A 15720-nucleotide genomic window follows, 5' to 3' on the forward strand; every position below is an offset into this window, starting at 1 on the left:
ACAGGAGGACGAGTCATGATCGTGGATACAAGCGGGAATCTGCTTGCCCGTAATACGAAGCTGCGAAATACATATCAAATTCGAAGCGCCTTGTCCCGCAGTGAGCTGGCCATCGTGTATACGGCAAGGCTGTTGGATAACCGAGAAAAGGTCATTGTGAAGGAATTTTTTCCGAATGCACTGGCTTTGCGGGGGATGGATCGAAAAACGGTCACTTGCGGTGCTTCTATGCAATCCAAATACGTGGAGTTTATGCATTATTTTTTGCGTGAAGGGCAAATGTTGAAGGAGTTAAGTCATCCGGGAATTGTCGGTTATATAGATCACTTTGAGGAAAATGGAACTGCCTATCTGGTCATGGAATACTGTGCAGGCAAGACATTGGATCGAATGATGAAAGAAGAGGCTGTGCCAACGTATGATCCCACTTTTTTGTACCATACGCTGCTACCTTTAATTGATGCCATGGAGTACATTCATGACAAAGGAATTATTCATCGAGATATTAAGCCGGGCAACATTATGATTGGGGAAAATGGCAACATCAAGCTGATTGATTTTGGTTCGGCTGTGCATTTTGAAGGTAAAGAGCATCCGATCTTCACCACGGCGGGCTATTCTCCACTGGAATTTTACTCTAATCGTTCGCAGCAGGGGCCTGTATCGGATATCTATAGTTTGGCCGCCACGCTGTATTATTGCCGAAAAGGAACACCTCCGCCAGATGTGCCAGGCCGATTGTTTGCAGATCATTCCGAGCGGATTCAGATTGAAAATGCGGGACTCTCTCTGCTGCCGTATGTCATTCGGCGTGGTCTGGAGGTACAGGCTAACAAGCGTTGCCGCTCACTTCGATGGTTTAAAGCCGCACTACGTGCGGAATATTGGATAAAAAAAGGGAAGCGCCCTACTCTTACGGTTCGTTAATCGTAAGAGATGGTGCTTCTCTTTTTACGTTGTGACGGACATTATCCTGTCGGAGCTTGGATATGGTCGGTGTACACTGAAGTATTCGGTTTAATCGCTTTGTATCGCAGCTCGATTTCAGTGACACCATCCTCGAATGTAATGTACAGTTTGTCACTGTACTCCATGACCGCTTTTTTGTTGCGGGCTAATCTGATCTTTCCATGCTGTAAGGCACAGCGTGTATCATGTTTCACGATCAGGCTCCCTTTTTTGCCTGCGGAAAATAGGATCCGTTCCGCTTCTGGCAACGGTTCGTGAACGTCAAGCGTGCGGAACAGCTCCTGCAAGCTGACCTTACGACCCGGAAAGGAGGTGAGCGGCCAGGATTTTACCGGAATCTCCTGCCCACTTGCTGTAGCGAGAAAATATCCTTCGATTCTTCCGGCAAACTGCGGCTTCGGCCGCAAGAACCAATACAGAAGAGCGGCTACCACGATACTGATGGCTACTGTCCATTTAATGGCTGTATACCGGGATTGTACGGAAACGGTTAGTGTAGCGCTGCTGGATGCTCCTTCCGGATCGGTAGCGGTAATCTTCAGCTTAGAGTCACCTGTGTGGAGCTCGGATAGCAGCAGATCATTACCGTTAATCTCAGCATGGACCGTATCCCCAGAGGCTTCTGAATCCAGCTTATAGTTCAGCTTGTCATGATTCGGGTCAACCATAAAATCTGATAAACTTCGACGGGAATCGCCGTCTTCTTTTACCAGGTGAATCGTCAGGTCTTTTAAGACCTGTGGCGCTGCATTGGCCGCGTGAACCTTATGTACAGTCCCCTTACGGTACCATTGCGGACTATCCAGAGATAGCTGCCATGTATAATCCCCGGTTTGAGGGAACGCATATTCGGTATGAAAGGCTCCTGACTTATAGGTCATAGGCACCTTTTTGGCTGTGCCCCCCTTGGGAGTAACTATAATATGGGCTTGGAGAGACGTATATACGGCTTCATCTGTAAGCTTTTGACCGTCCGGTAACAGGAGCTGAGCCTGAAATGGTGTGGCCTGGCCTTTAGGTAACTGCACAGGCTTGTTGCCATTCGCTGCGGCTCCTTGTTTTCCTCCCATGGTTGCTTCGGCTTCCAGTCGGTAGCTGCCAAGTAAATTGATTTTCACCAAATCCCCGCGTATGCCCCGTAGCTTCAACTTCACTTTGCCTGCCTGTGGATGCTCGATTTTTAAAATCGCATATCGGCTCGACTTGTACCTGCGGACATTTTCTGAATTGGAATATAGCTGTGTTTCCAGAAGGGGATGCTCCGACAAAAGCACCAGATTGGCTTCCTCCATACTGGAATCAGGTAGAGTTACAGTTAATTCCTGCATCTCGCCAGTGGTCGTAATTGCAGCAATTGGAACGAGCTTGGAGCGAATTTGACTGGCGAAAATACGGTTCAGAATTTCCGGCAGATCCTCGGCACTACTCGTAATAAAAGAAGCTCCACCCGTTTGAGAAGCGATCCGTTCGAGTTCTTGTCGGTTCACTGTGCCATCATGGTTCAGACCAATCGTGTACACCGGATATCCCTTGGTCTGTGCAGATTTGATGACAGAGGATACATCGTTATTGGAGTCACCTTTGGATCGGGAACCAGAGGAGGCACCAAAATCAGTCTCTCCATCTGACAATAGAATCATAAAAGACTGACGCCCTTGGGATGCTCCTGCCGCTAGCAGCTCCGAGCCTTTGCGCAACCCAAGTCCCAAATCCGTATAACCGGAACGGTTAAGTGTTCTGATTTCCTGCTGGATCTGGGATTTTTGCGCTGCAACGGCAATCGAAGTTAGTGGTTTCGAGGCGACCACGTGGTGATTGTAGGCAACGAATCCGACGCGTGTGCGGTCTGCATCACTCAAATCCATAAACATATTGATGACTTCCGCGGCAATGCCCTCTGGATCGGTATCCCTCATGGAATAACTGGTATCCAATACAAAAACGGCATCATAACCCTCGATCGGGACAGCACCCAAAGATGCTGCATTAGCCTGATTTACAGTGCAAATGACCCCATTTAAGCCCATTTGTAAAAATAGTACAAAAGTCATGAAAATGATAAATCCTAGTTTCCTTATTCTGAACATAAGCTCCTCCATCGCCGAGGCCAATGTGGGTGTGTCGACTCTCCTAATCCTTGGGATATAAGGGATAAAGGATCAAAACAGCTGATAACCCTCACATTAGCCATGAATTTGATTCTTTTACGCTTATCAGAAATATCCAATGGACTTCTATCGGTAATTGAGTTCCATTTGTGAATATTTCCCTGAAGAAACAGGTCTAACATATCATGAAAATTACGTATTCACGCATAAAATGAGTCAAAATACCCTGTTTCAATCTGAGACTACAGAAATTGACAAAACTGAAGGGTGCTTTGTATGATAGCTCTCGTATCAACGGCAAAAATTGGGATTGAAGTTAGGAATACGAAATCATAAATTTAAATTTCTGTGTTATCTGATCTTTTGAATTTGAAAAACATCTCATTTGCATGCTTTGCCGTTAAAAGCCGAATAACGCTTCGGACCGATTTTCGAGGTTATATGCTTGTACCGTAAATGTGGTAAAAGCTCAATCCTTTGACGAATTTAAATGTTAAGTAGGGGGGAGGAGGCAAAAGAACCAAAAATGAGTATTCGTCCGTTTCAAATTGGACATCCCATGTCCGTATATGGAGCAATGGACCTATAACTCATACTTTGTTCATTTGCCGACAGCGATGGAAATCATTTATCAAACCAACCGGACAATGCTTTTTGAAGAGATTAACCCGGAAAAGCTGGACCTGATCACCATTGTAGGTGATGTGAAGGGTATTGACAGCTTGAGCGATGAGAAGATCAAGGAAATTAATCAGCACCTTCTGGTGCGCAGCTTTGACGAATTTTTGGATAAGTTTTCGCCGACCGTGTATTCGTTTTTTAACGCGGCCAATCAAAAAGTCGTCTACACCCTTAAAAAGCCAGAGGGAATTGACGAGGATAGCATTTCTGAAATTCGTGTAAATCAAAGTAATGATTTTCTGAAAATGTTGTTTACGCTCATTGATACCAAGCGCAGTCAAGGAATCACCAATGTAGATTTCAAATTTGAAAATCTGCTGGATATGATTTCACCGAAAAAGGTCATGGATGATATTCGTCAAGTCCGCAAAGAAATTCACTATATGTACGGTGAATACGACAAGCTGGACGATGGCGATCCGAAGAAACTCGACATGGGTGACAAGCTGAATGGAATGTTCGAGGAAGCGAGTCAGAACTATAACAACGTTATGGCTATGCTCCCACTGGCAATTGAGGACATTAAAACCCGCCTTCTGCTCGGTGGCGCCCAAGAGGAAAACTCCGGTGAGCTGATTCAGGTGGGTATGCTCTCCATTGGGGAAAGCGGCGAACTGAAAATTATTGAAGCGCCGAAGAGCGACAGCACTGAGCTGATGCTGTTGGATGAGAACAGCACTGGCGATCTCTCCCAAGTATTCGAAGAGGATTATAACTCCATTACAGATACGCCTTCTGACTATGTGAAGGATTTGGTGGTTCGCACATTTGTGCCACTGCCAGCTGTTCAGACGAAGGTGGATACAGCGGTTGAAGTTCAAAACTACAACACGTATCTGGAGTTCTATAAAAATGCCAAGGACGATTTCGTAAAGGCGGTTAAGCCGCTTGTGGAGAAAATCCTCGGTGTCAAAATGTTCTTCGATCAATATGCAACGAAGAGCAAAGGCATGCTGCCGACAATGCTGGTGGCGAACAACAAGCTGGACATGCTGGTGAAAAGCAGCAATATCCCGCGTCTGGAAACGTACCTGAACACTGTGAATGCTAAGAATGAATTCAGCGACACGATCTGGTTCGGTATCGTTCCATCCGTCGAGCTGGAAGCAGCCGGTAAGGTAAAAGTTTCACGTGAACGCTTCAAGGGCAACGAGAAAGTCGTTAAGCAGGGCGGAAATTCTATGGAATCGCTCTCGATGCTGCTGCAAGTCGTGAAGGATTACAAAATTCAAATGTTCTTTAATTTTGAATCCGGTGAAGAAACGACCTTCAACAGTATGGCAACAGCAGGCATCGATAAATATGTCGATAAATGCGCCAGTCTCGTTCGCAGAGAATATAGCGAATTTGCCATTCCTTGTGTACCGAACTTTACAATTATTCCGAAGGACAAATCGGGTGTCATTATTGACAGCAAAATGCTACAGACCGAAGACGGTGTACAGCTCTCTAAGGAGAAAGAGGATATTCTCAAACTGTGGATCGAGGGCGTTTATGTAGGTGCAGCCTACGTTGCCGCCGGCTTGGTCGCTTCCTATCAGTGTCCTGAGTACCTGCGTGAGACGTTTAAAACGGTCAATAAAAACTTCCCTGGCGTACGCTTCGACATCGAAGCAGGAGACAACAGTCTGCGCACGGTGACGACGATGGCCAAGGAAATCACCGGTTTCACCAACACGATCAAGGATGCCATCAACCGTAAAAACTTCGGCTTTGTATTCTCGTCCGAGAATGCTCAGATCCAGGATAAGGATATCCGCCGGATTACCGTCTACAAGGCGAGAAGCATGGCGATGTCCGAAGACGGTTTTGACTCCATCTACAAGACGCTGGTCAGCACGTACATTGAACGTATTTTGCGCTATCAGACAGGGGACTTCAAACACGAAAATATCGTCCGCTTCTTCAGTAACAATCCGAGCAGTCAGAAGAGCAAGTGGCTGAGCAGCAGAGGATCTGTTAACTCGATTATTCAGGACGGAGACGATATGAGCTTCATTATTGATGAGAAAAGCAATATGTGCCATATCGATCTGGTCTTCAACGGTAATGTGAAGAACCTGGAAGTCATGATCACTAAGGGAACCAGCTCGGTCAAATCATGATCCGAGCACTACGAAAGATGTTAGAGGCGTTTCTATCCAGAACCGTCTTTATACATAAATCGCGGAGAAGCTCTGCATCTCCCGCCATCATATTACCTAATTTCAAGGAGGCAACACACATGGGATTCAGATTGAAAGTAGAAGGACAAGAAACAATCGAGCTGGGCTTGGATAACATCCAAACGGTTATTTATGACACCGATACACCGGACGATTCCAATGCACGCTCCACTGACGTAGGCTCCACGCTGCGCATCAGCGGCAAAATCATCACAGCAGTAGACGGTGACAGCGCGGATGACACGCTGAAACTGGCTTTGTGGTCTCTGGTTCCTGCTGAAAAAGCAGACAGCTACCGTAAAGTAACACTGGAAGTTATCGCAGCTGATCAAGTTGTGCGTAAAATCCACTTCCCGAATGCTTTCGTTGTAGACTACAACGAGCACTTCGGCGACACAGAAGGTGTAGGTGCATTTACACTCTACATCAAACAAAAGAAAGACAAAACCGAGCTGGCTACAATCGACGGCGGATATCCGGTTTAAGCTTAACGTCTTCACGTTAAGTGCAGCTTAAACACACACTCACCCGGCACACAAGTGCAGGGTGGATAAATATTAAGAGGCCTACGGGTCTCTTAATATTTATTTTTTTCGGAGAGGGGAACATCACACAATGACCAACTACTATGAGCTGCTCGGTGTCAGCCGGGATGCTTCGGAGGCAGAGATTAAGCAGGCTTACCGTAAACTGGCCAAAAAGTATCATCCTGATACCAACCAGGGAAGCGAGGAAGCAACGCGCAAGTTCAAGCTGATTCACGAGGCTTACAATACCTTGCGTGACGAAGCATTGCGGCAGGCATACGATGCCGAGCTCATCCGAAAAACTGAGGGAGCTGGCGGGGAACAGCAAGAGAGAGGGAGAGGGGCTGCATCCTCCGGCGGTGCGCGTACGGCAGCCAAAGGATTCAATCCGGCTGATATAGGAACTGATTTTGAGCAATTTTTTGGTTTTCATCCGAAAACGAAGGAGGGCTCACCAGGGAAAAAAACGAAAAAATCCGGTGATCCGACGGATACCTCAGCGATGTTTAACCAATTTTTCGGTATTCGTAAAAAGTGATGATTTCAGGATAGAAATGGGGGAAGCAAGCAGTGAAAACGGCGCAGAACAGATGGGTTTTCATCATAGATGTTGCCATGTTCGGGCTGATGCTGGCGATCGCCTTTTATGTGTTTAATCGTACAGGCTACAGCGGTCTGAAAACCGTGGTCGCGATAGGTATTGGAATCAGCGTGCTTGTATACATACTGCGTAATCTGGTGTCCGTTGTACCTGTGGCTAAGCCAAAGGCACAGCGTCAGCGGATTGCCAAGCTGGTGTTGATTGATGAAGAGGGCGAGTCCATTAAAGAATGGTATATCGAAGGCGAAACGTCACTCTTAATCGGTAAAACAACGTCACGTTCGGAGGCGGATATTGATTTGGTAGGTACAGATTATGCCTCCCTGGTAAGTGTGGAGCATGCGGTGCTCAACCGGGTGAACAGCGACTGGTTTGTGGAGGATGTAGATTCCGGTAATGGTACAGGCTTGCGGTCTGCCAACGAAAGTGTAACTAAGAAGTTGGAAAGCGGTGAGCCATACCGGATTTACTCAGGTGACTTATTATATATTGCCAATACGAGACTGCTCGTTAAATAGATGAGGATGCTGCAAATCTTCAGATCGCTAAAAAGACAATCATGACAATGGGGGAAGGAACCGACTATGAGTTTGACAAGATGCCCGAACGGACACATGTTCAGTACACGAAAACACGGAAATACGTGTCCATATTGCAACACGGTAGTAAATATATCTGCACCCAAGAGCGCAGAGCCAGTGGCGAAAACAAACGTCGCGGGAGATAACGACAAAACAATGCCGTATTTGGGCGAGACGGTGGGGATTCATCCGGTAACCGGATGGCTGGTATGCATCGAAGGAGCACAGGTGGGTCAGGACTATCGCATTATGGCGGAGAAAAACTTTATCGGACGCGCAGAGGAAATGCATGTCCGCATTATCGGGGACAACACGATTTCCCGTAGAAATCATGCGGTCATTGTGTATGATCCGAAGAAACGTAACTTTTACTTGCTGCCAGGCGATTCATCGGGTTTGGCGTACCACAATAACGAGGCGGTATATTCACCAGCAGAGCTGGCTGCCTATGACGTGATTCAGCTGGGACACAGCAAATTTATCTTTATCCCGCTGTGTGGCGCCCATTTTGAGTGGGATAACGAAAACTAGGACGGAATTGGGCAATGGTGCAGGGAGGTAACGATATGCAGCCTTATTTTGTTGTAAGTGGAGCTGCGGTATTATTCGCTGTTCTGCTCATGATCCGTATACGACTGACGCGAAGTTCCGGCAGCCGTACCGTGAGTGGAATTGAGATCGGAAATGGTCAAACGATCGGGAGCCGGAGCGAGCAGGATGATTATTTCTCCAGTATGACGACACCTGTCGGTACGCTGGCTGTTGTCGCAGACGGTATTAGTGGACTGGCCAATGGACGTATGTCCAGTACCTTGGCTGTGACAACTTTTACGAAGGCGTTTGCCAAGCTGGAAAATGCAACGAATTTGAACGGATATTTTGCAGAGGCGGCAACTCAAAGCAATCGCGGCATTTTGCAAAATTTGAATGGACAGGGCGGAGGAACGACGCTGGCTGCGGTCGTTGTGTGCGGCTATCAGCTGTATTACGGAGCGGTGGGCGACAGCCTGATTACGATTTACCGCAATGGTCATTTCCAAACAGTCAATTCCAAGCATACAGCAGAAACACTGCTGGAGGAACGAGTGCTTGCTGGACAAATGACCTCGGAGGAAGCCAAAACGAGTCCAGTGCGCAATCAACTGGTCAACTACTTGGGCTATGAGGGCTTTGAGAGCATGGAACTGGGTAGTGCACCGATTCGTCTGTATTCAGGCGATCATGTGCTGCTGTGTAGCGATGGCATTCAGGAGGCGCTGACGGAGATTGAATTGGAAGAGATTATGCGCAAGGGTGGAACACCGCAGGAAACAGCGGATGCCATGATCGACGTCATTAATGATAAAGGCTTTAAGAGTCAGGATAATGCGACAGTACTTATTTTGGCGATAGGATGAAACCAGAAAGACGGGGGTAGCGATGCGCAAGGACAACAGCGATTTTAGTACCGCCTTTGTGTCGGAAGCGGGCTCTTACATAGACAACCGGGACTATTTTGCATTCATGGAGACGGACGACATGGCCTGTTATGTCCTCGCAGACGGTCTAGATTCGGATCAGGAGCTGCGCAGCGCAGAAATGGTTGTCAAAACGGTGCTGGAAAACTTCATGGAGAAGCCTTCCATGTCCAAACGGCGCTTGATGAGAGATCTGCGTGAAGCACAGGAATGGCTGCAATTTGAAAGCCGTCGCGTTCGGCTCAAAGCCAGTCTGCTGATGGTAGTGACCAACTATAACAAAATGGTGTATGTTTCGTGCGGTAATGTGCGGCTATATCATTTTCGCAATGGAAGGCTTAATTTTCGCAGTAAGGATCATAGTCTGGCTCAGTCATTGGCAGATGATGGACGCATTCCAGACGAAGCGACCAGCACACATGAGGAACGAGGTAATCTGCTGGAATACTTGGGAAATCCGAATGGAGTTCATGCCCATTACGCCAAAAAGACGCAGCTTGCAGATGGAGATGTAATCCTGCTTGCCACATCAGGGATGTGGGAGGACGTCGAGCTGGCGGAAATGCTGGGGGCGCTGGAGGAAGCGAAGGACCCGGTCATGCTGACAGACACATTGGAAGAGGTGCTGCTAAGCAAACAGCACCGGACGGTGAATAATTACACGGCTGCGGCCATTTATGTAAATAAAGTTTTTCAGGAAAAGCCTAAAAACCGCCGCAAGTTGATCAAACGGATTTTGCTTGCTTTGCTTGTCTTTATTGTTGTGGGCGGGGGAGCATGGATTACGCTGGCTCGTATGGCTGCGAATAAGGCAGCTGCGCTGGAAACGATGATTGAATCAGCCCAAGCGGCAGACGATTATGCAAGGACGGGGGATTATGCGAAGGCACTCAAGTCCTACAGCGAAGCGAAAAATGCGGCGGTTAAAATTAACGATAAAATTCACAAGCGACTGTATACTGCCGAGCAGAAACTGTCTCAATTAATGGTTGATGGAGACGGCTATGTGGAAAAGGCGGACTTTACCAAAGCTGAAGCCAGCTACGCTAAAGCACGGAAAAGCGCCGGGCTATATCCACCGTTTAATGTGAAGGATATTGAGCATAAAATCGATCAATTGGACAGCTATGCCGAGACAGCGAGCTGGATGAAGGACGGAGATTTAAAATTTCAGGGCGGAGATTACACGAATGCGCTTAAGCTGTACAAGAAAGCAAACAAGGCTGCGATGGAATCCGGTTATACGTCCGCGCAAAAAGAACTGGAGAAGAAAATTACCGAGGCCAACGATAAATTGACAGCTATTCAGCAGCAGCTCAAGGAGATTCAAGCTGGCAAACTTCAGGCCAAAGGGGATCGGATGATGAAGGATCTCGATTATGAAGGAGCCATTGATGCCTATAGCGGGGCACAGGAAATTTATCAGGAGATCGATAAGCTCGAAAGTGTTCTGGCATTGGAGCGGAGCATTGCCAAGGCGGAGGAAAAGCAGAGCGCGGAGCAACAGAAAAACGGTCAGCTTCCTGCTGGATTGGGATTGTCTGACGGAGCGTTGAACAACGCGGACGCAGGGGACGCAGCGAGTGAAGCTTCATCTTCCGATTCTGCAACCCCTGCTGCAGAATCGCAAACGAAGACTGCACCGACGGCTTCAGCGGGAACTACACCCGCGAAGAAGGAAGCCTCTTCGGCTGCAAAGAGCATGGGTACGGGCGATGGAACTGCCCCTTCGGCCAAGGTGGATACCAACAAAGAGCAAGGAACTGCTGATTCCGCTTCTAAAGCAGCAGGGGCGTCTGATTCAGAGAACCAAGATCGGACTGCTGCGAACGGAAGTTAAGTTTTTCATGTTCAATGAATGCTGGAGCCGGAAAGGAGTGAGACGTCGTGAAAGAGCTAGTACAAGACCGTTTGAGCAAGATGGACGATTTAGAGCAGAGACGTTTACTGAAAAATATGATGGCGGGGGTATTTATGAACCTCGTCGAATATCAGGAAGAAATGACCCGCCAGTTAGAACGGCGGGTATTTGAGGAAATTGAGAATACGGAAGAAAAGATTGATGTGTACGTGTCATTGACATCGCGTGAGGACTATGACCCGATTCATGAATTTTTATATCCTGTGTTACCGTCCGATACGGAGGAAAAGCAGATGGACATCAGCCGTGTGGCAGAGGTGGTACGCGAAGGCGGTGCGATGCCGTTGTTTACGCTTTTTCTTGAGATGGAGACCGAACGAATCTCAGCGCTGGTGCGCAGCAAGCGAATTTTCTCAGGAATGTTGGTCACGGAAACTGGCAATTATCCGATTCGTTTTCGTCTGGAGCATAACCGTTCTTATATTTTGGAAATTGAGCAGTTATATCACACCTTTATGCAAAATGGCATGCCGTGGAAAACAATTAATCACCCATACGCTTATAAGTTTGTGGACTGCGTATTGATTGGTGGAGACGGAGAGCCGGCCGCCCATGAAGAAATTCATGAAATTACCATTTCATTGGAGGAATTCGACGTTTTTAAAAAGGGCGACGTTTTTCCGCTTTGGAACATAGAAAGGCTATCTCTAAAGAACAGCGGATTCCCTATACCCGCTATGGATCGTGTGAACTATGAGCATGTGCTGCCTTTGCGAAAAACAGGTCCTGAGCATGGTTACTTGATTGACGGGACTGAAGGTGACATCCGATATATCAAGCGTACAGAAGAGGAACTGACGATTGTCACACCACGTGATAAGTCTGGCGAATGGAATGTGTTGAAGGTTACGAAGCCTGTTACAACGAGACTTAGTCGTCAGACTTATCCGTTATTGTCCAATCGGCGACAGGACAGCTTTTTGGGCCGCTATGCAGGAAAACAGGCCGTGATTGTCCGTGCCAAAGCGGAAATCATGCGCATCGTAAACTCGTTTGAAGCAGCGCAGGGGCTGGAGCTGGAACGTGTGGATATATGGGGAGGTGCAGGGAGAAATGATGTAAGCAACCTTGTAACCAAAACCCAGACATATCCGTTAAATCCGTTTGTCAGCGATAATGTACGGACAGAGGAAGGCAAGCAGATCATGCGTTTGGGGTTCAGACGTGGTTCTGACGATGTTTTGCCAACCGCGCCTGCTTATATTTTATCCGATTTAATGAGTTTTCTGGTATCGGAAGTGCAGATGTATTTTCCAGAGTACAAGTGTGAAGGAGAATGGGTGTGAATTACGTCTGGGATTTGCTCATGCGCGCGAGGGAACAGGGGCTGGATGTAGATAAATTCCGCTTCGTACCCGCTGTCAGCTACTCTCCGTATATGGAGCTTAGTCTGGCAGAGTTGAATACTTCCCATTTGGAGCAGGTAGTGGAAATCAATCCGTACTACCGCTTTTATTCTATTTTTCGGGATCTGTTTCCACCGGATGCTGAAGAGTATCTGGAGCTGAGAGAATCGCTATTTGATATTATGATGCATTTTCTGGCGGAAATGGACTTGTATCAAGGGATGAATCGGCGGGAGTACCATATCCAGTTTGTTCGGCGTGATATTGCAGAGGGCATTTTTGGCCCGAAGGTAAAGGAAGGCTTTGGACAATTAAACCGTGAGGATCAGGACGCGATTGCTGAAGGATTGCTGCGCCTGTATGAGACGGGAGAAGCCGTACATCTGCTAAAAGAAACGATGCGGCGCGTCTTTCATCGCTCAATCATTTACACCAATTGTGAGGAAAAAGACGAATTACTCATCTATATCGGCCAAGAGGAGACGCCGTTGTCACGGATTAAGGTGGATTTGATTCTGGATTTGTTTCTTCCGGCACGTTTTACGACGGAATTGTATTGGACAAGTCATTTCGGCATTTTGGAGGAAGATCCTACGATGAAAATAGACGCTATCGCCCTCTATTAAGGCTAAATGGCTAAGAAAGGACATGTGAACGATGAACGGACCCTATACATACAGGTTGCTAGACCCGCTCACCGATCGAAAAAGCATACGCTTCACGGCGAAATACACGCGGGCGGAATTGGAGCAAATGACGACCTTTCAGTTACGCGGAATATGCGATAAGGAACGACTGGTCGAGGGATTTGCCAATCGCCTGGCACGTGAAGAATTGATTCGCGTGATTTTGCGATTTCGGAGTGCGGAAGAGCATTTACTCATCACAAGGCCGAACCCTGGCGGTTTTGAACGCATGGAATCGGCACTACAGCGAAACTGGAACGACCGTCGGCAGGAGAGCAGCGGTATCCGGGTTCCCGCTAAAATCACACTGTATCAGGGTGTACGCACAGGTCGCATGGACAACTACCGGATTGAATCCGATTTGCCTTGGCTGAGCTCATCTAATGTGCTTCTGGTGAATGCGACAGGAGAACTGTGCGGTGTTTTGAATTTGGTGAAGGATGAGGGACGAACAGGCGTATATTATCTTTCTCGTCATCGTGATGCTGAACTGCGAGAGACGTCCAATCATAGTTATAGCCTGCTATTTCTGCGAAGACAGGAATCAGAATATTTTTATAACCTCTACTATGGAGATAAGCCAATGCTGCCACTGAAGCTTCAAGGTCACCGGATTCCGGTGGCAGAGCTGATCATTCGGGGCACGGAAACTACAGATGCGGTACTTGCGATTGATTTTGGCACCTCGAACACCACAGCAGGTGCTTATTTGGATAGCTCCTACGTTACGGCTCCTGATACAGGTATGAGCAGCACGGTAAGGCTGAACGCCATCAATTATGTGTCATTCCCCGGCCCAGAAGGGGCAGAAGGCGACTGGATCGAAGTATTGCCGACTGCTATTCGCGTCGCAGATTGCTCCAATCCAGAACATATCCTTTATGTATTTGGAGAAGATGCACTACGTGGATCTGACGTGGCAGGCAGCCGTGCGACTGTATTGCGGGGAATCAAGCGGTGGGTCAACGATTATAAGCGAATCGAGGAATTAATGGATTCCGAGGGGAATACAGCAACCGCTTCCCGCAGTGATATTTTAGCTGCTTTTATCCGTTATGTGATTGCTACAGCCGAGCAGCAATTTAAGTGTCGGTTTCGCAACCTGCACTTTTCTGCTCCCGTAAAGCTGCAGCCCCAGTTTATAGAGATGTTTAGTGATATTTTGCCTGATTACCAGATTGAAGCGGAGGATGCGCTGGACGAAGGGCTGGCTGTGCTGTACAACACGCTGGCAGACCAGATGGAACGAGGGACTTTTGCGGACGGTGAGGAGTATCAGGCACTTGTTATTGATTGTGGTGGAGGCACGACAGATTTGTCTTCCTGCCGATTCCGAATTGAGGACGGACGTATTGCTTACAAGCTGGATATTCACACAACGTATGAAAATGGGGATACCAATTTTGGTGGAAACAATCTGACGTATCGGATTATGCAGTTTATGAAAATTGTATTTGCAGGTTATTATGCTGCCGAGACTCGTTTGCCTGACACCGATATTGATGCCCTGATCGGCATTCCTTCGGGAGATTTGTACCGTCATGTGGATGAGTTTGGTGTAGATGCTGTATATGCGGGACTGGAGGAACGCTACCGAGAGGCAGAGGCCATCTTGCCTACCGCGTTCAAACAGTATGAGCATGCTACACGGGATGAATATCAGCGGGTACTGAGTAATTTTCATCTGTTATGGAGTGCGGCAGAAAATATGAAAAAGGAATTTTTTCTACGTACGGGGATCTTGCGCAGCCGCTTCGAATCCGAGCAGGTATTATCTGCTGAAAGCGACCTGAACATTGCAGTGATGGACCGTTGGCTGGTTTCAGTCATCGAGAACGGGCGGTTTCGTGATGAATATGGGTTGCCTGATGTGGTGTTTAACATTCGGGAGATACAGCAACTTCTTAAGGCGGACATCTACAATATTGTGCGCAAGTTTCTGGATGAGTTTTATCTGGAGGGGCGCTTGCAGGATTATTCGATTATTAAGTTGACCGGGCAGTCCTGCCGGATTGACGTATTTCGCGAAGCACTCAAGGAATTTGTACCGGGGCGCAGTATTGAGTTTCGTCAAAAGGCAGAGGACCTCAGCCGGGTACCTGAGTTGAAAATGGCCTGTCTGCGCGGGGCTATCCGTTACCTGAACGCTAAAAAAATGGGCACGATTGAGCCTGTCATTACCAATCATATTCCTGCTATTCCGTACACGGTCAGCGCATGGACGCATACGGGGCGCGAAAAGGAGCTGATTGCGAGTTTGGAGAGCAACCGGGTGCGCGGTTCCATTTCCCGGCCGTCTCATGCGGCAGAGGTGGAGTTCTTCCTGACGGCCGACGGCGGCAAGCTGCGTCAGCGTCATGTGTACCGTAGTCGGCCAGAAGCTTTTGAACCCATGCCGTATGAGGAAATTGCCGTGCTGTACGGGCGGGATATCCCGCAGGATGATACGGACTCCATCCGCAATGAGGAAACGAAATATTTTGTTTTTGTCGGGGATAGCCGCTGGGGCTTTTATGTAGTGCCGATTACCCGCCGAGATGAATTGCTGCATCTGGGTCCCAAACGCTTTTTTGCCTTCGAAAATGATCTCTCCGAGCTGGATTTCTTTGACGGCACGAAATAGTAAATTAAGGATTTCGCAAAATGCTGAAATCAGAAAAGTACACAACACTTGGAGG

At 47.7% G+C, this 15720-nt stretch carries 12 protein-coding genes; 11 read left to right on the plus strand and 1 reads right to left on the minus strand.

Annotated elements, in window-relative coordinates; translation table 11 throughout:
• Positions 1-15: 15 nt before the first annotated feature.
• Positions 16-927, plus strand: coding sequence for a serine/threonine protein kinase (locus C1T21_RS19140; protein ID WP_013311478.1), 912 nt, complete (start codon positions 16-18; stop codon positions 925-927).
• A gap of 41 nt (positions 928-968) precedes the next feature.
• Here the strand turns inward: C1T21_RS19140 and C1T21_RS19145 are convergent, their stop codons facing one another.
• Positions 969-3068 carry a vWA domain-containing protein gene (locus C1T21_RS19145; protein WP_103049355.1) on the minus strand — a complete coding sequence of 700 codons (2100 nt, stop codon included), beginning with the start codon at positions 3066-3068 and terminating at the stop codon, positions 969-971.
• A 626-nt stretch (positions 3069-3694) separates the two neighbouring features.
• Between C1T21_RS19145 and C1T21_RS19150 the strand changes: the two genes are divergently transcribed.
• The 10 genes from C1T21_RS19150 (at position 3695) to C1T21_RS19195 (ending at position 15665) form a co-directional block, all read left to right on the plus strand.
• Complete coding sequence (locus C1T21_RS19150) at positions 3695-5863, plus strand: hypothetical protein (protein ID WP_023989860.1); 2169 nt, start codon at positions 3695-3697, stop codon at positions 5861-5863.
• Between the two features lie 119 nt (positions 5864-5982).
• Complete coding sequence (locus tag C1T21_RS19155; protein ID WP_013311475.1) at positions 5983-6408, plus strand: hypothetical protein; 426 nt, start codon at positions 5983-5985, stop codon at positions 6406-6408.
• Between the two features lie 130 nt (positions 6409-6538).
• Entirely contained in the window at positions 6539-6988 is a 450-nt protein-coding gene (locus C1T21_RS19160) for a J domain-containing protein (protein WP_103049356.1), read from the plus strand.
• Positions 6989-7020: 32 nt separating this feature from the next.
• Positions 7021-7569, plus strand: coding sequence for an FHA domain-containing protein (locus C1T21_RS19165; RefSeq protein WP_103049357.1), 549 nt, complete (start codon positions 7021-7023; stop codon positions 7567-7569).
• 66 nt (positions 7570-7635) lie between these two features.
• Entirely contained in the window at positions 7636-8163 is a 528-nt protein-coding gene (locus C1T21_RS19170; protein ID WP_103049358.1) for an FHA domain-containing protein, read from the plus strand.
• A gap of 35 nt (positions 8164-8198) precedes the next feature.
• Positions 8199-9029, plus strand: coding sequence for a PP2C family protein-serine/threonine phosphatase (locus tag C1T21_RS19175; protein ID WP_103049359.1), 831 nt, complete (start codon positions 8199-8201; stop codon positions 9027-9029).
• Positions 9030-9051: 22 nt separating this feature from the next.
• The gene (locus C1T21_RS19180; protein ID WP_103049360.1) at positions 9052-10929 is read left to right on the plus strand and encodes a PP2C family protein-serine/threonine phosphatase; all 1878 of its coding nucleotides are present in this window, start codon (positions 9052-9054) and stop codon (positions 10927-10929) included.
• Between the two features lie 47 nt (positions 10930-10976).
• On the plus strand, positions 10977-12296 hold the full coding sequence (locus C1T21_RS19185) for a normocyte-binding protein (RefSeq protein ID WP_103049361.1): 1320 nt from the start codon (positions 10977-10979) through the stop codon (positions 12294-12296).
• Positions 12293-12982 (plus strand): iron-dependent peroxidase, encoded by a 690-nt coding sequence (locus C1T21_RS19190; RefSeq protein ID WP_103049362.1) that lies wholly within the window; start codon positions 12293-12295, stop codon positions 12980-12982. The genes C1T21_RS19185 and C1T21_RS19190 overlap by 4 nt, the downstream gene beginning before the upstream one ends.
• 31 nt (positions 12983-13013) lie before the next feature.
• Positions 13014-15665: an Hsp70 family protein gene (locus tag C1T21_RS19195; protein WP_103049363.1), complete on the plus strand. Its 2652-nt coding sequence runs from the start codon at positions 13014-13016 to the stop codon at positions 15663-15665.
• Positions 15666-15720: the final 55 nt, after the last annotated feature.

Source organism: Paenibacillus sp. F4 (assembly GCF_002894905.1).
GTDB classification, from domain to species: domain Bacteria; phylum Bacillota; class Bacilli; order Paenibacillales; family Paenibacillaceae; genus Paenibacillus; species Paenibacillus polymyxa_B.